The organism is Methanolobus sp. ZRKC2 (assembly GCF_045291185.1).
Classification (GTDB): Archaea; Halobacteriota; Methanosarcinia; order Methanosarcinales; family Methanosarcinaceae; genus Methanolobus.
In genome coordinates this window covers 459,856-477,992 of record NZ_CP146980.1, presented here as the reverse complement: position 1 = coordinate 477,992, position 18,137 = coordinate 459,856, and the positions used below count along the sequence as shown (strand labels likewise).

The window sequence follows — 18,137 nt, the reverse complement described above, 5'->3', positions numbered from 1 at the left end:
CAATACTATTTATACCCACTGTACTATCTGAGAACGCAGATGACTCTCTGGATATTAATTATTGCCGAAAAAGCAAAAATAACCGTCCTGCCGATAAAGGACAAGAAGAAAAAACCGCTATTTGTAGGGGAACTGGTAGTCAAGAATACTGCCAGTGGACCAAGACCTCACAAATTCAAGGTTGAAAAGGATAATAAGGAAGAGTTTCATCCTCCCTCGGAGATGACGGAACTTCTGCGCAGTGCAGAACGCATAATTATTGCAAAGGAAGGAGATAAAGAACAGACAGCAGCTATTGTTGAAATGTTGCAGGGCTTCCAGCTAAGCGCGGATATCGTGAGTGTCTGCAGGTTTTGCCTCTTAAAGAATATGTTCAATTTCCTGAACAGAAGGTCTGTCCGGTATCACAGGGAGAAAATATGTGAGGAATGTGCAAGAGAAGAGCTCTCCAGAGTTCTTATGAGTTCACAGGTGTATTACAGCGATGAAGCCTGTGAAAGGCTGGAATCTGTTTTACTGAAGACCCGTGACCTTGATCGTACCCTGCTTATGCTCAGTCCGGAAGAACTGGATCATGAGCTTACACGCTTCGATTCCATAGCTGCCAGCAGGAATATTTCAGGTTCGAAAATAAAAGATCTTCCTGTCCACAGGAAATTCAAAGAACTTCTTTTAAAGAAATCAGATACCCTGCTTCCTGTTCAATCCCTTTCAGTTAAAAGCGGCCTGCTTAAAGGACAGAACCAGCTTGTGACTTCTGTCACCGCGACAGGTAAAACATTGATAGGAGAACTTGCAGGAATCGAAAATATACTCAGAAAGAAAGGAAAACTTCTCTATCTGGTGCCCCTTGTGGCACTTGCAAACCAGAAATACGACCAGTTCACAAATAGATATTCAGGTCTGGGTATACAGACATCCGTAAGAGTCGGGAGTGCTCGTATAAAAGTATCCAGGAATGATAAGTCAAGAAGAACCCTTGATTCCGATATCATTGTCGGGACATATGAAGGAATAGATTATATCCTCAGGACCGGCGGTGCTGACATGCTGGGGCATATCGGTACGATAGTTGTAGATGAAGTTCACACCATAGAGGATGCAGAGCGCGGACACCGGCTTGATGGTGTGATAGCAAGGCTCAAATATGTTGCACCTGGCGCTCAGTTCATTTATCTTTCTGCAACGGTCGCAAAGCCGGCTCTAATGGCAAAACAACTTGGTGCACACCTTATAGAATATGAATATCGTCCTGTGCCCATAGAGAGACATCTCATTCTCTGCCCCGAGCATTCCAAAATTAAGATAATGACTCGTCTTGTAAGGAATGAGTTCAGCAAAGTATCGTCAAAAGGCCATAAAGGCCAGACTATCATCTTTACAAACTCACGACGCAACTGTCATCGTATTTCCGAAGCCATTCCAATGTATTCGGCACCCTATCATGCGGGGCTTACCAGTGAGGAACGTAAGAAAGTCGAGATCAGCTTTGGCAAAGGAAAGCTCCCTGTGGTTGTGACAACAGCTGCCCTGGCAGCAGGAGTGGATTTTCCTGCCTCTCAGGTTATATTCGAATCCCTTGCCATGGGTATAGAATGGCTCAACATGCAGGAATTCCTCCAGATGCTGGGACGTGCCGGAAGGCCGGATTATCATGACAGAGGTGAAGTAGTTCTGCTTGCAGTGCCGAGCAAGAGATATACAGGCGACCAGGGCGATACTGAAGACGCAGTAGCCCTGAAATTGCTTAAAGGAGAGATGTTGCACACAAGAGTCGATTATGGAGAAGAGGAGAAAATAGAAGAGATCCTTGCAACTGCGGCTGTAACATCTTCTGTGAATGACCTTCGAAGAATACATGGAAACATGCTTGCAGATTACAATGTGGATGTCTTGCTGAAAAATCTCGAAAGGCACAAATTCCTTCACAGAAAAGGAGATAAAATCTCACTGACTCGATTCGGTAAGATAGCTGCGGGTCATTTCCTCTCGGTCTCAAGGGCATTTCTGATACGTGATGCCGTATTGATGGATCAGGATCCCCTGACAACTGTTTCTAACCTGGAATTTTTTGATGCAGTATACTTTAAATATGCCGCCAGAATATCAGCTGCATTGAACATCAACCTGCCGTCCCGTGTTTTCCAGGGTGCTTCTCTGGACATACTTTTTGAAGGGGAGAATATGGGAAAACTGGAAATAAGCCTTCGGGACCAGTTGTTCCAGTTTGCATCTGATTTTATGACATGCAGTTGCAGGGATTCTCCTTACTGCGGCTGTGCGGAACACAAGTTCTCTGAAAAGATCATTTCAATCCGTACTGAAGGATACGATCCTGCGGGAATTGTCAGGAAGCTTGAGAACCTTTATGGTATAACTGCCTATCCCGGTGACGTTTTGGGGTATCTTGACAATGTGGTCCGAAACCTTGATGCAGTAGAGATGATAGCAAAAGCTTATTCTAAAAAAGAAATAGCATCCAAGACCCGCAAATTGAAAAAGCAGATAGAAGGTTAGTTATCTTAAACATATCACAATCCTTTAAAGTAATGCTTACTGTTATAGTACAGGCAGTTTACAAGGAATCATTAACATGAGTGAACAAGCAGAAGACAACAAGGCAAAAAGGAAGGTCAGGATCGAACTCCACAAACCGGAAGATTTCAAACAAGTCTATTCCATAGGTGCCGTGGGGGGACACAGTCCTTATGATTTCAGGATCGGGTTTTATAATGATATGCCTTTGCCTGCTTCTAAAGCAGGAGAAGAACAGGTTATCCAGAGAAAGCTTGAAACTGAAGTTATTATGTCTCCATTGGCTGCTCTTGAATTATCTAAGTGGCTTAACCAGCATGTCAGGGATTACGAAGCAATGTTCGGACCTATCAAAAAGGCACATGTGAGCCCAAAGAAAGAATCTGATACAACATTACAGGACAGTACAGATATTCAGGGTTACACCTGAAATATATATTTTTGTTGCAGATTCACGGATGGATAAAGGTTAAATCGCTAGTGATAAATATTAGATTGTATTATTGTAAGAGCCTATACTTTGAATTTTAAATTCGTATTTTAGAAATGATGTGAGGATTAATTTTGTTCCCTAATAAGAAAGTCCAGAAATTGATTGGATCGAAAGTCCAGGTTGAAATGAAAGGCGACCTTCATCTGCTTGAAGGAACTCTTAACAGTGCAGACGACTACATGAACCTCCATCTTCTTGATACTGTTGAGATTGCTGACGGCGAACGATTAAGATCACTTGGTTCTGTGGTTTTACGCGGAAACAATATCATTCTTGTCATCCCTCTGGAAGAGTAAACTTCAAATGTAGTGGAAATGGACATGAGTGTTGAAGAAACTGCTTTAAATGTTATTCGCGATCAGAAGGAAGGCGTTTTTCAGAACCAACTCTGGAAGATGCTTGATATCGATAGTCGCAAATGTTCCAGGATTGTATCTAAACTTCTGGAAGATGACCTGATCACCCGGGAGCCTGCAGTAGCTAACGGTGCCAGGACCTATCTGCTGAAGGTTAAGGAAGAGAAGAAACCTGTTTTTGAGCTTCTCATGGCAGGAGAAGTATTCTCACCATGTGCAGGTTGCAGGGATGCCTGTCAGCCTGAAACATGTGAAAAGCTTAGCTTTTGGGTAATGAATCTTCAAAATGAAGATGAGGAATCAGCCGAAATGTAGTGTTTCAGGCGAAACCTTTAATAAGGATATCTACTATGTTGGAGTCGCTTGTCTAAAGCGAAATCGACGTGCTCCGGTAGTGTAGTCCGGCCAATCATTCCGGCCTTTCGAGCCGAAGACTCGGGTTCGAATCCCGGCCGGAGCATATCCCTTTTTTTACAATAATTTTTTATAATTAAGCCTCTATAATGTGTTTTTCTATTTAGACTTATTTAATTTACATAGAATGATTTTAAATATGTAAACAAAATGTATATGTACCACTTAAAAAACGGTGGTATGAGTGGAATTACTAGACGACTTTTTACGAAACTGTAAACTAAGAGGCAGAACAGAAAGAACTCTGGAAGGCTACAAGAGTACAGTAGGCGAATTTTTAAATTTGTTTCCAGAACCTGAAACAGTAACCTCAGATGAATTGGAAATATACCTGGAAACATTGCAAAAAAGAAAGCTAGTAATTAAGACACAGAAGACTTATTTTTCTGCTATAAGTACTTTTTATGAATATCTGATATACAAGAAAATAGCAATTGCTAACCCTGTTTTACCCTTTCGGAAATGGTATTTAGATAAACCTAACAAATCAAAACGAAAACAATTGTTATCAGTAGATCAAATGAGAATGCTTCTTAATTCAATACCAGATGACAGAATAGACGTAATTGCAATGATAATGGTTTTTGCTAGGGGAGGACCACGCAAGCAAGAATTTCTAGATCTGCGTAAAGATGATGTTGATTTTCAGCGGAAAATGATAAAATTACCGCAGAAAGAAAAACGATACAATCAGATTATTCTAATGGATATTGAATTAGAAATTGTTATGGAAGCATATTTCGACTGGTATAATCAACACAATATCTATGATAGTCCATACCTCTGGATCGCCGAGAATGGCCGCAGATTAAACAAAAACGATCCAAACAAGATAATACAAGAGTTTGCTGAACCTGTGGGCTTACACGACCCCAATGGCCCATCAGAGAGAAGACTAACGACACATTGTTTCCGAAAATTCATGACACATCATTTTACTAAAAATGGAATGCCTTCTATTTTCCTTCAGCTCCTAAGAGGGGATTCATTATCAGATAAAGCCTGGAAAGATAATTATCTGGAGCCTGAAGATTTGATAGACAATGAAGTAAGAACATGCTTTGAATACACTGCACCACCATTGTTATGCTATTAAACAAAATTAGTGCCAATAGATACCTAAAAAACCGAGATTGCAATTTTAACAAGATCGTAACAGAGTTTTTTCCACTAATTTCTTGATAAGATTTCACGGAAAAATGAGACATTCTAAAATAGTTTTTTTCGATATCAGTCTTTCAACCATACGTCGCTTTTTCCTTCGGTATAAGGAGCATAGGGAAGCCAGGCTGAAGCCTGGCTTCCTGGGAGTGTGCAACCTATAACCCGGATATCCAGAATTAACCCAAAAAGGCAATTTTAAATTTCCCTGGATCTTTCTGCAGCTGCGTTGATGAGCTGTTCCGGAACAAAAGAAAACCAAACCTAGCAATACAGTTAAAATAATATCAGCCGTAAAAATAAAAAAGTATAGCTGTACAAAAGGGATAATTACCCACTTGTACACATACTATCCAGCTTTTCCCGAATTTTCTCTGCATAGAGTGTTACCAGGACAGTAAACCCGGATCCTATGAGAAATCCCATCAGGAACATGACAAGCATTACTTTCTGATATTCCAGGACAAAAGAGTGAGAAAGGAAAACCTCATTATTGGATACAAGGAAATCAGATCCATATTGCACCAGGGAACTATTATTCATCTTTCACCAGCTCCGGAGATCTCACCTTATTGTAAAGCCATATGTACACGTTTCTAAATTTTGATTGCTCCATTTCATTTATAGGATCATCAAGATCTAAGTTTTCAGCCCAATTAATGAACTCTGGTTCCTGATCACAGGCCTTACGGAAATAGTGTGTATCATATGCCTTTGCCACCTTTGGCCTGAAGATCTTATGAGTGCGATTATACAGAGCATCAGGATCCATATGACGACGTTTGAAGTCGTCTTCACAAAGGTATGCATCCAGAGTGAACCAAAGAGGACGGCCAATTATTGGAATTTCGGTCTTTTTGACATAAAAGAAAGTGTCTGTCATTTCACGAATAATAAGATCTATCCTGGCGGGATTTTGAGCAATCAGGTTTATGTTATTTCCATTATGGCCATTGGTTGAAAAGAAAAGGTGTTCCTCATCTGAAAACATCTTATGTTTCCTGCTGTTAAAGTCCCTGTAAGCCTCATCAATGTATATTTCACTATCATAGATAGGCCATTCACACATATGAGGAAACCAGACATCACAGAAGCCAAGTTTTGGATGTTTAATGGGATAATTCGAAAATACCCTTCCTTTGAAATCAGGATCCTTTTTTCTCTTTTTATGGAATTCTTCCATTTTCCTAAGTGCATCATCAGTACAGGAATAAGTCTTTCCTTTCCTGGGAGGAGCCCAGTAGACATAAATCATACTCAGGAAAAACAGCAATATATTAAACACGTAACAGCCTCCTAAAATAGGGTTCTGGTCCAGAAGGAAGCCATAACCAATTGATCAGAAAGATCATAGTTTCCCCCTGAACCCATCGTTACTTTTTAGCTCTGAAGAATTTACGGACAAGTCCGAAAGCGACAGCAACTACAGATGCAGCCGTGAAGATCACGAGAGGCATTTCCAGGAATAGCATCATGACATCAGTTGCAAGACTGATAAACCAAGTGATAACTATTGACAGATTGTCGAGCATTTCTTGTGTTCCCATTTCCTTTATCACCTCCCCCCACCGCTTATTTTGGAACCAATGAGTTTGAAGAGATCCAGGAAGCCAACGGTAAAGATGACCAGGAAGCAACCGGCTATAAGCATGAAGATTATACGCTCCATGTCAGTCATGGGAGCCCCCAGGAAGCTAGTTATAATATCCATAACACCTGAACTAGTCATGGCGTGAGGTCCTCCTGTAGAGCACGTAGAAAGTTTGTAGGATCTGACAGAATGCGATCACTAGCAACAATGCGATTATAACATCCTGTCCCCAGGGATATGTTGAATCCGCAATTGTGGCATTAAAGAGATTATCTGATAAATTCAATCACTATCACCGCCTTTGTGTGTTTCGACAAGTGCAAAGACACCCCATATCGTTATACTGGCAAATTCGAAAGCACAGAGTATGTTTAGAATTGAATGATCTCCGAAATAGACAGAATCCAGCATCATGAATATTTGTGCAACCACTTGTGACCAGAAGTTCATGAGGAGTACAAGATCTGACATTTTTACACCTTATACCCATGAATAGAGACATCTTTCAGGAACCAATACAAGCGCAGAACAAGCGCAATAATGAGCATGGATACGATAGGCACTAGCCAGGGCGACGGGATCCACGCAGTAAAGAAGGTAACAACCAGGGTGTAAAGTGCATTGAACAATGCAAAGAAATTGCCAACCAGCCCGACAAAAGAACCTATCAACAGGGAAATTATTCCCCAGATTGATTCTAGTATCACTTTAAACGGATAGATTAGAGCGAATAACAATTCTCTAAGGAACTGCTCAAAATCAATGTTCAGGAGATCCACCATAGATCTATTTCCTCCTGAAGATCATAATTACAAGCACCCAAAGCAGATTATACGTTACAAGAGCCTGAACTTTAGGAGGCATAGAGTTTATCAAAGGATTCATGATGGAAGCAACTACAGGAGTATATTCTTCCATTTCAGCAGTGGAATTTTCCACCATTATAACAGTGGATCCAACAGAATCATTAAAGGTTGTCACAGGATAAAGTAGCCAGGTAAAACCACCCTCTACAGGAGTAAAGAAAGCACCTGTAATGTTATCCACAGTGGAATAATACCCACTCAGGAAAGTACTGTTATACTCACCTGTCTGATTATCACCAGGAATAGGATCTGGAAAAGGATCATCAGGGATATCTATGGGATTATCAATTGGTGGGTCATTGGGTTCATCAGGTGGATCTTCCGGTTCGTCAGGATTCGTATTATTAGCACTGGATGTAACGCTCAATGAATCAGATGCCAATACTGTATCATTCACCTCAGTTACAGCAGACAGAGAACCCCAATGATTAGTAACAGTTAATGTTTCAACAAGATCTACAGTTATTAACCAGGGATCTGAAGAGAACACCGGGATATAATAATCATGGCTACCGCTGGCATTGTTAACCGGATATTTGCTTTCATAAGTTATCAAGGACCGGGGATCTATGTAAGAATACAATAGAGAATATTCATAATCATATTCCCATATGCCACCAGGGAACTGTTCTTCATAATCGGACTCAACACCATCAATGAAATAATCTACAGTTATCCAGGTAGCTGGTTTTTCTTCTTCGTAGGCAAAGCTGACACTATCATAATCAGGCTCTACAATCGAATAACTTTCGATATACAGGTAGCCTCTAACATGCCTGTTACCACTGCTAGATACATATTTACCCTGCCACACAACACGACCTGATATTGTAGCGATCTGGTCAGCTGTAGGATTATAAAACAAATACTTGTCACTTGAAGCATCACCAGTCATACGAAACTTAATACCATCATCAGGACTAAGAAAATCATATACAGGTACATCAGTAAAATAATCCGTTTCTATGTATGTATAAGTAGAACTGGAAGGAGAAGCAGACACATAAGCGATAGAAGTTAAACTTGAAGGGGAATCATATACTGAAAAAGTGGACTGTACAGAACCATCATCATAGGCATAACAATATCCAACATAATCTTCAGCAGAAGCAGGAATAATTAAAAGTAAGAGAGCCAGAAAAAACAAAATAGGTTTGATGGTTGGCATACGATGGCCCTCTTACTAAGTGGAGTTAAGCAAGAGCTGTTACGGCTTTCATTGCATCAGGATGCTTTGAAACCGCTTCGATCATGTTCTTAAATGTGCCAGGATCTACACGCTTTTTAGAATCCACAATAGCAGACAGATCAACGCAAGGACCGTATTCAACAAGATTGCCTGTTTTATTATCCTGGAAAGATCCACCTTCTTTTATCACAACTTTACCGCCCATAAAAGGCACAAGAATTTTCTTACCGTTTCCGTTTCCATTTTCTTCGGACATACTATCACCCTCCATTGGGTAAAGAACAGTAAGAAGATGTTTGCATATAAACAAACCAAATATTCAAGAAAAGTTAAACACATAAAAGAAGTTACAAAGAGTTATCGTGACGTATTGCATCCGCAAAGCGCCACTACTAAAAGGATGGTGCGTCAATGCAACTGGCTACACAAGTCACATTCACGCGGGGATAGTTATCCACTGAATGAGACTCCCTTTTCATGTCCTTGTACATCTGCGTGAACGCTCATTTGCTCCGGTCCGGTAGGTCCTCGCAGGCCGCAAGGCTAAGATTTGTTATGAGGACCCCTCTGGGGAAATTTAGGAGATTGTTTTCAAGGGAGTCTGCAGGGAGATTCTTTCAATGGTTCAATAGATCTGTAAGAGAGTGTTCCAGGAAATCTTACAGGCTGGGTCTTGGAATCTTTGGGGATATCTTCAGGAAAGGTAAAGACAAAACATAAAGGCAGGTCTCCCTTCCAGGGAGAGGTCCCTGAGGGGGACCAGCCTTAATGATTAGTAGTTACAGGAATTTCCATGATGAGTGAAAAGAGAACCAGGATAAATGGATTATTTTTGTTCATCTTTTTGGGATGTGCCGGCTTCGCCGGAGCCCTTCGGGATAAATGAGAAACTTCAAATTCAATTTACATTTTTGCAGCAATTTTTTATAGATTAAAATATTTATTATGTATATGCAATTTGAAACGCTTATTTCAACTTATGTTACCCTACTTATTTTAGGACTTATAGTTTATTGGTATGGTTTATCTTTCAACAATTATTTACCTTATAAAGTAAAAAAAGAAGAAATATATCAATATGGTTGTATATTTATCATTTTTTTCATTCTAATACCTTTAATACTATCCACAATTTCCATTATTATTTTTTCTCAATTAATAAATGAAAAGAGTAATTCTTCAATTGTAGGTGGATTAATTCTTGTTTTTAGTATTATCTATTTATGTAGTTCATTAAGAATTTTCCAAAGAACTAATAAACTAGCAGAAGCATTAAAAGAAAGACCTGGATTATTTACAAATAAAAACATTAAAGAATGCAACGAAAAAAAAATATTGATTTTATCTTATACAATCGTAATTACTGCTACCTTCATTTTATACTTACTAACACTACTTAATTTAGAAAACCCTGTCATAGAAATGCTAATTTTATCGATTATGGTCTTATTGATTTTAGCAACGCTATTAACAACTTCTGTTGTAGCTGCTTTAATTGGTTATACCAACAGTTCTTATTCTGATGTTAAAATTAGGATTAAAGATTGTGATGAGCCTCTCGAAGGAACAATTTTAAAGCACAATGATTATTTAATTCTCTTAAAAGGAGATAAAAAAATAAGGTTGAAAGAAGAACATATTCTATCCATAACAGAAAAAGAATAAATGTAAATTCCTAACAAACCAGACAGCAAGGTCAATCACCATCTTCATTAATTACAAACTCAGCATACACCGGATAATGATCTGATACTGCAATTGTATTGTCTTCTGTCAAGTTATATTCCAGGTCATACCTGAGAACACCAAACTGGCCATACAAATCAGAAGTGTCTGTTAGGATTATTCTATCATAGGTGTAATCTGTGGATTTGGTTGTTGTATCCTCACTGTCATCGATCAGCCAGTAGTATTCATCCAGATCTGAGGTAGAATCTTCATCGAAATATGAACCGTCTGCGTTGAGATCTCCCATGATTATGAAATCCTGTTCATCTGGATAAATGCTTTGTGAGTATTCCAGAACATCATCAAGTGCATTGATCTCTTCTGTGGCCTCATCAGGATCTGTGTGGATGACTATGAGAACTGCATCATAGTTACCTGCAGTTGCTTTGAATGGTGCTATGTATGGCTGTCTGTGGAAAGGATCTGTGTTCTCTGGTTCTGGGTAGGTTTGAGGATCTCCTATTAGTTCTACTACGTTGCTGTTGAAAACGTAGGCATATTGTTCCTTTGAGCTTGTTCTGCCGAGTCTTTCACTGACAACGTATTCATAGTTTGAACCATCAGAGTTGACTAGATCTACCAGCTCAGGAAGGGCAGTTTGTGACTTGTCGCGGATTTCCTGGATGGCTATTATATCGTGGGTTCTGATGATGTCTGCCAGGACTTCCATTACCTCGGGTTTATCGGCTTTTGAGACACCGAATACCTGGACGTTGAAGGCTCCTATTCTCAAAATTTCGTTTTCTGAGGGTGGAGTGGGTAATTGTTCTTCTTTTTGTGTTTCTTCAGGTTCTTCCTGGAAGGATACTGTTACTTCTTCAACCTGGTTGGTTATCTCTTCAATTGTCTGGTCTGTATCTTCAGAAATACAGCCTAATGTTAGTGATATTAGAATGAGAATGGCTATCGTTTTGAGGTTCATGTTTTTAGATTCCTGATTTCAAGGGATAGTTGCTTGCTTTTGTAAAAAGATAGCTTTATCTTTTTTGCTATCCAAAAAGTATACTTAACTTTATACCTTCAACAGTCCTAATTATTTAAATAGAATATTGATAATTATCATTACATGGATGAAAAAACATGCTTTATCATCATGCCAATCACAACTCCTGATCACACAATTTCTCAATACTCCAATGATGAAAACCATTTTTTACACGTACTTGATTACCTGATTATACCTGCAGTAGAAAAGGCTGGTCTAAAACCAATTAGTCCAAGTTCAAGGGGATCAGACGTAATTCACGCTGATATTATTCAAAAAATTGAATCCGCAGATTTTGTTTTGTGCGATATGTCAACTTTAAACCCAAACGTTTTTTTTGAACTAGGTATCCGGACTGCTCTTAATAAGCCAGTATGTTTGATCAGAGACGATTTGACGCCAACGATTCCTTTTGACACAGCACCTATCCATAACCACGAATATTCTAGCTCATTAAACCCTTGGGTACTAGAAAATGAAATTGAAAATCTAAGTAAACATTTAACTGAGAGTATATCTCAAAATGAAGATTGTAATTCTTTGTGGAAATACTTCAGTTTAAGTTCGACAGCACATCCAATAAAGCCTCAAGAAGGAGGAATAAATGGAAAAATAGAAATGTTAACGATGCAAATCGAAGCGCTTAGAAGAGAACAAAAAGAAGTTAGAGATATACAGGCTACTACGACAAAAATAGTTATGCCTAAGTTCACTAATGAGACATTTGTAAAAGAATTGCTTAAATATTCATACCAAGAAGATATACCACTTAAAGCTATAAGCTACAATAATGAAGGACGTATTTATGCATACGAAATTGATCCTGAGCAGATTGAAGAGATCATGGAGATTCTGAAACCCTTTGTGAGTAAACGTGGATTTTCAACTTTTAAAGAAAACAATGGCATCGTTTTCGAAAAAATTGATTGAAAAAATGATTGTTGCTATTAGATAATCTAACCAGTGATCTCAATTAGGGTGCATTTCTTCGATACTATTTTTAATTTGAATAATATTAAATAACTAATATGTAAAATAATATAAATTTATATACATATCCAAACTTTGCTTGATAATATAGAAAAAGATGTCACAGGACTGTGTAAGTGATACCCATAAATGATTACCATACACTGCACATTTCCTTGTTTTCATTTCTAATCAATTCCTTTACTATGAGAAAAAGGAGGATATGGGTATTATATATTTACATGAAATACACAAATTAATTTTTGAATTATAAAAAATAGATAAAGGGATAATTATGGCAGAGTCACAAGAACAACTTACTCCAGGAGCTTATTATATCGATGAGACAGGAAATTGCAATTTGATTCCACATGGATCTTATTATGTCGATGAAAATGGGAAATTGGGTGAATTAAATCAGGGAATCGCTTCTACGATAAACTGGCAATCTGCGATTGACAATTTCAAATGGGATGAGGTTCATAGACTTATTGAAAATTGGGGAAGTCGTGGAGCAAAAGAAAGAACCTATACTGTACTTGGGAGTTATGCTCTTGCTGCACTTGTTATCATTGCTGCTTCAGCTCTCGCCTACTATGGAATTGTTGAAGGGCAAGCACTTGTTGGGTTCTTAGGGGCTGCAATTGGGTATATATTATCCAAAGGTGAGGTTGGATTGAAGGGATAATCATTCTTCATGATTTTCTTTCCTTGGCAATATTGGATATTTACCTGCAGAATTAACAATGCTCACAAAAAAGAATCTCAAAGTAGAGAAAAGTACGAATTAAAGTTTGTAAATAACCTGAAAATTGCTTTTTCGAGGTTACTTTTCTTTGTCTTCAATGCCTGCAAGCTTACTGTATGCAATCCCTATATTTTTCTGGACCATTGAATAGTCAATAAAGAATTCATCAAAGGTATAAACTCTAAGTGCTTCCTTGTAGGCTTTAATTGCTTTTTCGAGGTTGCTTTTTTTGTCTTCAATGTCTGCAAACTTACTATATACAGTCCCCATATTGTTCTGGACCATTGCATAGCCACTGGGAAATTCATCGAAGGAATAAACTTTAAGTGCTTCCTTGTAGACTTTAATTGCTTTTTCGAGGTTGCTTTTCTTGTCTTCAATGTCTGCAAGCTTACTATATACAATCCCCATATTGTTCTGGACTGTTGCATATTGTATTGGGAATCTATCGAAGGTGTAAACTCTAAGTGCTTTCTCGAAGGCTTCAATTGCTATTTCGAGGTTGCTTTCCTTATCTACCAATATTTCTGCAAGATCACTGTATATAGTCCCCATATTGTTTTGGGTCATTGCACATTGTATTGGAAATTTATCGAAGGTGTAAACTCTAAGTGCTTCCTCGAAGGCTTCAATTGCTTTTTCGAGGTTGTTTTTCTTATCTACCATTATTTCTGCAAGACCACCGTATGCAGTCCCCATATTATTTCGTATCATTGCATATTGTATTGGAAATTTATCGAAGGAATAAACTCTAAGTGCTTCCTCGTAGGCTTTAATTGCTTTTTTGAAGTTGTTTTTCTTGTCTTCTACTTCTGCAAGACTACCGTATGCATTCCCCAGATCGTTCTGGATTAATGCATATTGTTTAGGGAATTCATGGAAGGTGTAAACTTTAAGTGCTTCCCCGAAGGTTTCAATTGATATCTTAGTATATGCAGATTTTTTATACCTTACAAGACCAAGGGAATAAGCCTTAATTGCAACCTTAACAAGAATATTCGGACTCTCATGAAAAACAGATGCCATATCATGAAAAATAGAAATTCTATTTGTTTTTGTATCAAAATCAAATATTTTTTCAAGGTATATTTCTTCAACTTGATATACGTTTTCTTCAGGGTTCTCAATGAATTCTTTAGAAATAAGTGATACCAGTATCTGGTCTAAATCATTATCAGTATGGATTATTCCTTTAGCTTTTGCAAAGTCTCGTATAGTATCGATAAAGAAAAACTTATCTTCTTCAGATATACCCGCACAATACAGTTTTTTCAGTATCCGTAATATTGCCTTCTCTTTTTGATTTAGTTTTTTGTATCGCGTTTCCATGGATCCTAGTTTCATAATCAATGAACCAATAGTACCATCAAAATTTGCTTCACTCCAGTCAATGTCTAAATCCAAAGCTATAGATTGTGCTTCTGGAGTCGAGATTTTGGGATAATCAATGATTGTATCAAATATATCCTCAACACTAATATTTGTAGGCAGCTTTTTTTTTAAGAAATCATACTCAAATTCTGAACGGCAAGTAGCAACAATTATTAGTTTCTTCTCACGCGCTACTTCAAAGAGGTAATGAAAATTTTTCTTTTCAGCAAAAATATGTAAGTCATCAAGAAATAGCACTCTTTTTCGGTTACCAGGTAAAGAAGGAAGCCTAAATTCATCAATCTCAATATCAACAGCTCGTGGCTTTATTATGAAGCAGCTTTCTTCAAGTTTTTTGAATACTTCAAATGCTGCTCTACTCTTTCCCGACATGGGACGGCCAAGTATCAATATATTTTTGTTGTTTTTAATTGATTTTTCAATCTTGTTATCTTCTTTCCTTGAGAAATAATAGTCATTGTAGTATTTGAAACGGTAACCAAAAAATGGTTCTGGCTCAATGCCAGCCGACTGTTTCCAAGAGAAATTGTAGTACTTGCGAAGAATTTGCCGTCTGGTAGAATAGTCCTTTACTACTTGATATGCAATGGAACCTGCTCCAAATATTTCCTCTATCACGCATTAACTTCCAGTTTTTTTTGCATGTTCTTAAAGAGTGAATTCCATTTAAGTGTTGTGATTTTGTTATGGTTTATCTTCCTTTACTTATAAAGCAAAAAAATGGGAAATAGAAAATCCTGCAAAATAAAATTAAGATTCTTAAGATAATTAATTAAATATGACTTTTATAAATACTGATTATATCAATAATTTTATAGTCAAATGTAAAACTAACGAGAGAAAAGAAAATGACTAAAATAGGAAGAAACGAGCGGTGTCCATGTGGTAGTGGTAAAAAATACAAAAAATGTTGTATCAACAAAGATCAAGAATCAGTAAAAAACCAAAAGTCAAAGGAAATTTCTGGATTATGGAGGGACGATCTGCAGCATGAAAAACTATTTTATGATACAATGGAAGAATTCTATAGTGAAATAAGATCAACTGGAAGAGTTCCATATGTAATAGACGAGTATTTCGATGATTATGAAGAATTAGGCACTGTTCATGGTATTGAAGTAAGTGAATTATGCAGACACGGTCATCCATGTGCTGGTAGTGTGACATTTGAAGAAACAGAAGATGGTCGGTGGGAAAGCACAGAAGGCGGTAGTAGAGATATTGAAGTATGCCAACTATGTGAAATCGTAAAAGACGGTACTGTAATAGGTTGTCCTAAATGCAGATCTCCAATGCCTGAATTCACTGAAAAAGAAATACGCGAAATACATGAAAAACACATCGGATTTTTTGATATAAAATGTTCATGTGGAAGCAAATTTGTCATAAGAAACAAAAAAGGATTCCATGTATACCCACTTAAAAAAGAAAATAAGTAAACGATTTACTTATGGAATCTTTTCTTTTTACCAAAAACATGATGAATATGACCATGACCCTGAATTGTGAAATTTTATTTTTCCAAAAAAGTTATATCATGATGATAAATAAATTCGACACAATCACGCCATTCATCATAATCATTGGATCCAATTTGTTCGCATATTTTAGACAAATTACTGGGTAAACCAATAAAATCATACATCGCTTCAGGATCAATACCAGGTTCTAAAATACGAATAGCTTCTTTTACCTCAGGCAAAATCACAATTGTACATATTTCATTTTCTTCCACTTATCACACCTTCCTTAATTATGGGATACAGGAAACAATACCCCACATAGCAAGAGTTCTATCATTAGGGCGGAATCTTTTACCAGGCTTGCAATATAGATCCAGACTGTTAGGTTTACAGAATTGGGTGCAGCCAGTGACCGCCCGACGACTCATTGTATGGATGAGAAAGATTCTTATTTTCATGTCAAAACTGAAACTATAGCACTCAATTTTGACTGGAAAATCGGTATTTTTCGTCAAGATCTTAACTTTACAAAGTGATATTTCCTTTATTTGGAATTCTTAGTGCCATGAATACAGGTACTACAATCTTTACCGCAATACTGGCAAGTTTTGCCATCCCATGAAACATATCCACAACCAGAATCAGGACAGCATACACCCGGAGCCGGACGAATTGAATAAAAACCAACTTGATCAGACATGCATACCCCACAAAGTAAGAGTTCCATCATTCGGACGAGATCTTTTACCAGGCTTACAGAACAGATCTAAACCGTTAGCTTTGCGATGAACTTCCCATACGATCTTACAGCCTGAACACTTGATTTCTTTGTTGTCTACATGTACATGTATCAAAACACCACAATCGGGGCACTTCTTCGATACTATTTTTGATTTAAGTTTTCTTTTCATATGCCAACCTCACACATCTAATGTAGTGATCTTGAAACTATCAGGGGGATCTCTTAGATCCTTCAAGAAAAGACGTCGCATTTTTTGCGGAATGTCATCGTCATCTAAAATTCTAGAGTATTCACTAAGCAGATACTCAACATAAGCACGATTATCTTGATTTTCAATAGATGCTAACCATGCATCGACTGATTCGGCTGAAATTGCATCATGAGCACGCAATTTGTTAATTTTTATTAATCCCCTCTCTTCCAATGTCTCATCACTTATAGAATCCTCATCATCCAAATAACATAATTCCCCATCAATATCGACAGTATAAGGACGAGTTCTTTTTTCATTTAGAATATCAAGGACAGAAGATTGAATTTCTTGTATTTCCTCAGTAGTCAGATAATCACTAGGATCCCATCTAAAGAGATCTCCAAACACACCGGCAGGTTTTACACGGTTATCATGAGAACCAACATTACACAAAACACCTGTATGGGTAACAAGATAGCGAAGATGCCTTACAACATCATCAACAGAATCTAAGGTATAGGAACCATCCGCAGCCTGTAATTTCGTTAAGATAATATTTTTGTCACCGCTTATTTTCTGATGATCTGGAAAAAGGAGATAATGAACATGGGGAGAGAAATTAACAAGATCACGCCACGTTTTATAATCAGAACCAAGATAATCATTTATAGAATCAATAGCAGATTGCCCACTTAATATAAAATCCCAAAAACCACCGGAAGAAGTATTCGAACCAAGTAGAATACGTAAAGCCTCTTGTACATTCTTTTTTATTCTGAAAGGATGTGAGAGCTTAAAACCGGCATTTACACCGCAACGCCTTAAACGATCTTTTGCATTACGCCAGAAAGAACGTAGATCTTCCAATGTCATTTTATAGGCTTGATCTGTAGAAATGGACGCAACAGCCCTAAAAGGCCTATCACCCGTTACTTTTGAGTAGGCTTCAAGGAGAACAGCATATTTGAAAACTTCAGAATCAACTTTAAGGCGATAACAGCAAGGACACCGCCATTGCTTACAAGAAATAATCATTTCAATACCACCATCACCGGATTCATGAACATGAGATAAAAATGGAACATGGCAATAATCTGGCTTTTCACCCTGACCAGGTATCACAAAATTACCTGTATTGAGAATGCTGTTTTTAGGATCAAACTTTTCCTCAAATCCATGATCTAAATCTGATTGCGATTTTTTAGAATATTTCCGCTTATGTGCTCTGATTTCTTTAGAGCGGATAGCCTCAAAATCAGATTCTAGGGCAGCTTGCATACTAAACCCTAGCCGGCTTAATGGTCATTGAAGA

At 37.7% G+C, this 18,137-nt stretch carries 22 protein-coding genes and 1 tRNA gene; 10 read left to right on the top strand and 13 right to left on the bottom strand.

Annotated features, from left to right (window positions below):
- Nucleotides 1-39 precede the first annotated feature (39 nt).
- From V7O62_RS02315 to V7O62_RS02290, 6 genes are all read left to right on the top strand, one after another.
- Nucleotides 40-2,517, top strand: coding sequence for a DUF5814 domain-containing protein (locus V7O62_RS02315; RefSeq protein WP_406657407.1), 2,478 nt, complete (start codon nucleotides 40-42; stop codon nucleotides 2,515-2,517).
- A gap of 76 nt (nucleotides 2,518-2,593) precedes the next feature.
- Nucleotides 2,594-2,965 (top strand): DUF3467 domain-containing protein, encoded by a 372-nt coding sequence (locus V7O62_RS02310; RefSeq protein ID WP_406657406.1) that lies wholly within the window; start codon nucleotides 2,594-2,596, stop codon nucleotides 2,963-2,965.
- Nucleotides 2,966-3,099: 134 nt separating this feature from the next.
- A complete protein-coding gene (locus V7O62_RS02305) occupies nucleotides 3,100-3,324 on the top strand; it encodes an LSM domain-containing protein (protein WP_406657405.1) in 225 nt (74 codons plus the stop codon).
- 24 nt (nucleotides 3,325-3,348) lie between these two features.
- Nucleotides 3,349-3,699, top strand: a complete 351-nt coding sequence (locus V7O62_RS02300) for an Lrp/AsnC family transcriptional regulator (protein ID WP_406657404.1) — start codon at nucleotides 3,349-3,351, stop codon at nucleotides 3,697-3,699.
- 70 nt (nucleotides 3,700-3,769) lie between these two features.
- Nucleotides 3,770-3,844, top strand: a tRNA-Glu gene (locus V7O62_RS02295).
- Nucleotides 3,845-3,982: 138 nt separating this feature from the next.
- Nucleotides 3,983-4,894 (top strand): tyrosine-type recombinase/integrase, encoded by a 912-nt coding sequence (locus V7O62_RS02290; RefSeq protein WP_406657403.1) that lies wholly within the window; start codon nucleotides 3,983-3,985, stop codon nucleotides 4,892-4,894.
- A gap of 395 nt (nucleotides 4,895-5,289) precedes the next feature.
- On the opposite strand, the gene V7O62_RS02285 is transcribed toward V7O62_RS02290, so the two are convergent.
- The 8 genes from V7O62_RS02285 to V7O62_RS02250 all read right to left on the bottom strand — a co-directional run bounded on the left by V7O62_RS02285 (nucleotide 5,290) and on the right by V7O62_RS02250 (nucleotide 8,861).
- Nucleotides 5,290-5,502 (bottom strand): hypothetical protein, encoded by a 213-nt coding sequence (locus V7O62_RS02285; RefSeq protein WP_406657402.1) that lies wholly within the window; start codon nucleotides 5,500-5,502, stop codon nucleotides 5,290-5,292.
- On the bottom strand, nucleotides 5,495-6,244 hold the full coding sequence (locus tag V7O62_RS02280) for a zonular occludens toxin domain-containing protein (RefSeq protein WP_406657401.1): 750 nt from the start codon (nucleotides 6,242-6,244) through the stop codon (nucleotides 5,495-5,497). The genes V7O62_RS02285 and V7O62_RS02280 overlap by 8 nt, the downstream gene beginning before the upstream one ends.
- Nucleotides 6,245-6,332: 88 nt before the next feature.
- Nucleotides 6,333-6,506 (bottom strand): hypothetical protein, encoded by a 174-nt coding sequence (locus V7O62_RS02275; RefSeq protein ID WP_406657400.1) that lies wholly within the window; start codon nucleotides 6,504-6,506, stop codon nucleotides 6,333-6,335.
- Between the two features lie 174 nt (nucleotides 6,507-6,680).
- A complete protein-coding gene (locus V7O62_RS02270; protein ID WP_406657399.1) occupies nucleotides 6,681-6,836 on the bottom strand; it encodes a hypothetical protein in 156 nt (51 codons plus the stop codon).
- Nucleotides 6,833-7,021 (bottom strand): hypothetical protein, encoded by a 189-nt coding sequence (locus tag V7O62_RS02265; RefSeq protein ID WP_406657398.1) that lies wholly within the window; start codon nucleotides 7,019-7,021, stop codon nucleotides 6,833-6,835. The genes V7O62_RS02270 and V7O62_RS02265 overlap by 4 nt, the downstream gene beginning before the upstream one ends.
- A gap of 2 nt (nucleotides 7,022-7,023) precedes the next feature.
- On the bottom strand, nucleotides 7,024-7,332 hold the full coding sequence (locus V7O62_RS02260) for a hypothetical protein (protein ID WP_406657397.1): 309 nt from the start codon (nucleotides 7,330-7,332) through the stop codon (nucleotides 7,024-7,026).
- Between the two features lie 4 nt (nucleotides 7,333-7,336).
- The gene (locus V7O62_RS02255; protein ID WP_406657396.1) at nucleotides 7,337-8,584 is read right to left on the bottom strand and encodes a hypothetical protein; all 1,248 of its coding nucleotides are present in this window, start codon (nucleotides 8,582-8,584) and stop codon (nucleotides 7,337-7,339) included.
- 25 nt (nucleotides 8,585-8,609) lie between these two features.
- On the bottom strand, nucleotides 8,610-8,861 hold the full coding sequence (locus tag V7O62_RS02250; protein ID WP_406657395.1) for a hypothetical protein: 252 nt from the start codon (nucleotides 8,859-8,861) through the stop codon (nucleotides 8,610-8,612).
- 695 nt (nucleotides 8,862-9,556) lie between these two features.
- On the opposite strand from V7O62_RS02250, the gene V7O62_RS02245 reads away from it, so the two are divergent.
- The gene (locus tag V7O62_RS02245; RefSeq protein ID WP_406657394.1) at nucleotides 9,557-10,270 is read left to right on the top strand and encodes a hypothetical protein; all 714 of its coding nucleotides are present in this window, start codon (nucleotides 9,557-9,559) and stop codon (nucleotides 10,268-10,270) included.
- Nucleotides 10,271-10,301: 31 nt separating this feature from the next.
- Here V7O62_RS02245 and V7O62_RS02240 read toward each other — a convergent pair whose 3' ends face one another.
- Complete coding sequence (locus V7O62_RS02240; protein ID WP_406657393.1) at nucleotides 10,302-11,255, bottom strand: endonuclease/exonuclease/phosphatase family protein; 954 nt, start codon at nucleotides 11,253-11,255, stop codon at nucleotides 10,302-10,304.
- 144 nt (nucleotides 11,256-11,399) lie between these two features.
- Here V7O62_RS02240 and V7O62_RS02235 point away from each other — a divergent pair, with 144 nt between their 5' ends.
- Together V7O62_RS02235 and V7O62_RS02230 are read left to right on the top strand one after the other, a co-directional pair.
- Nucleotides 11,400-12,248, top strand: a complete 849-nt coding sequence (locus V7O62_RS02235; protein WP_406657392.1) for a hypothetical protein — start codon at nucleotides 11,400-11,402, stop codon at nucleotides 12,246-12,248.
- Nucleotides 12,249-12,582: 334 nt separating this feature from the next.
- Nucleotides 12,583-12,975 carry a hypothetical protein gene (locus tag V7O62_RS02230; protein ID WP_406657391.1) on the top strand — a complete coding sequence of 131 codons (393 nt, stop codon included), beginning with the start codon at nucleotides 12,583-12,585 and terminating at the stop codon, nucleotides 12,973-12,975.
- Nucleotides 12,976-13,113: 138 nt separating this feature from the next.
- Here V7O62_RS02230 and V7O62_RS02225 read toward each other — a convergent pair whose 3' ends face one another.
- Complete coding sequence (locus tag V7O62_RS02225; protein ID WP_406657390.1) at nucleotides 13,114-15,045, bottom strand: tetratricopeptide repeat protein; 1,932 nt, start codon at nucleotides 15,043-15,045, stop codon at nucleotides 13,114-13,116.
- A gap of 230 nt (nucleotides 15,046-15,275) precedes the next feature.
- Here V7O62_RS02225 and V7O62_RS02220 point away from each other — a divergent pair, with 230 nt between their 5' ends.
- Nucleotides 15,276-15,866 (top strand): SEC-C metal-binding domain-containing protein, encoded by a 591-nt coding sequence (locus V7O62_RS02220; protein WP_406657389.1) that lies wholly within the window; start codon nucleotides 15,276-15,278, stop codon nucleotides 15,864-15,866.
- A gap of 74 nt (nucleotides 15,867-15,940) precedes the next feature.
- On the opposite strand, the gene V7O62_RS02215 is transcribed toward V7O62_RS02220, so the two are convergent.
- The 3 genes from V7O62_RS02215 to V7O62_RS02205 form a co-directional block, all read right to left on the bottom strand.
- Nucleotides 15,941-16,162 carry a hypothetical protein gene (locus tag V7O62_RS02215; RefSeq protein ID WP_406657388.1) on the bottom strand — a complete coding sequence of 74 codons (222 nt, stop codon included), beginning with the start codon at nucleotides 16,160-16,162 and terminating at the stop codon, nucleotides 15,941-15,943.
- A gap of 420 nt (nucleotides 16,163-16,582) precedes the next feature.
- Nucleotides 16,583-16,801, bottom strand: coding sequence for a hypothetical protein (locus tag V7O62_RS02210; RefSeq protein WP_406657387.1), 219 nt, complete (start codon nucleotides 16,799-16,801; stop codon nucleotides 16,583-16,585).
- A gap of 9 nt (nucleotides 16,802-16,810) precedes the next feature.
- Nucleotides 16,811-18,103, bottom strand: coding sequence for a hypothetical protein (locus V7O62_RS02205; protein WP_406657386.1), 1,293 nt, complete (start codon nucleotides 18,101-18,103; stop codon nucleotides 16,811-16,813).
- Nucleotides 18,104-18,137 lie beyond the last annotated feature (34 nt).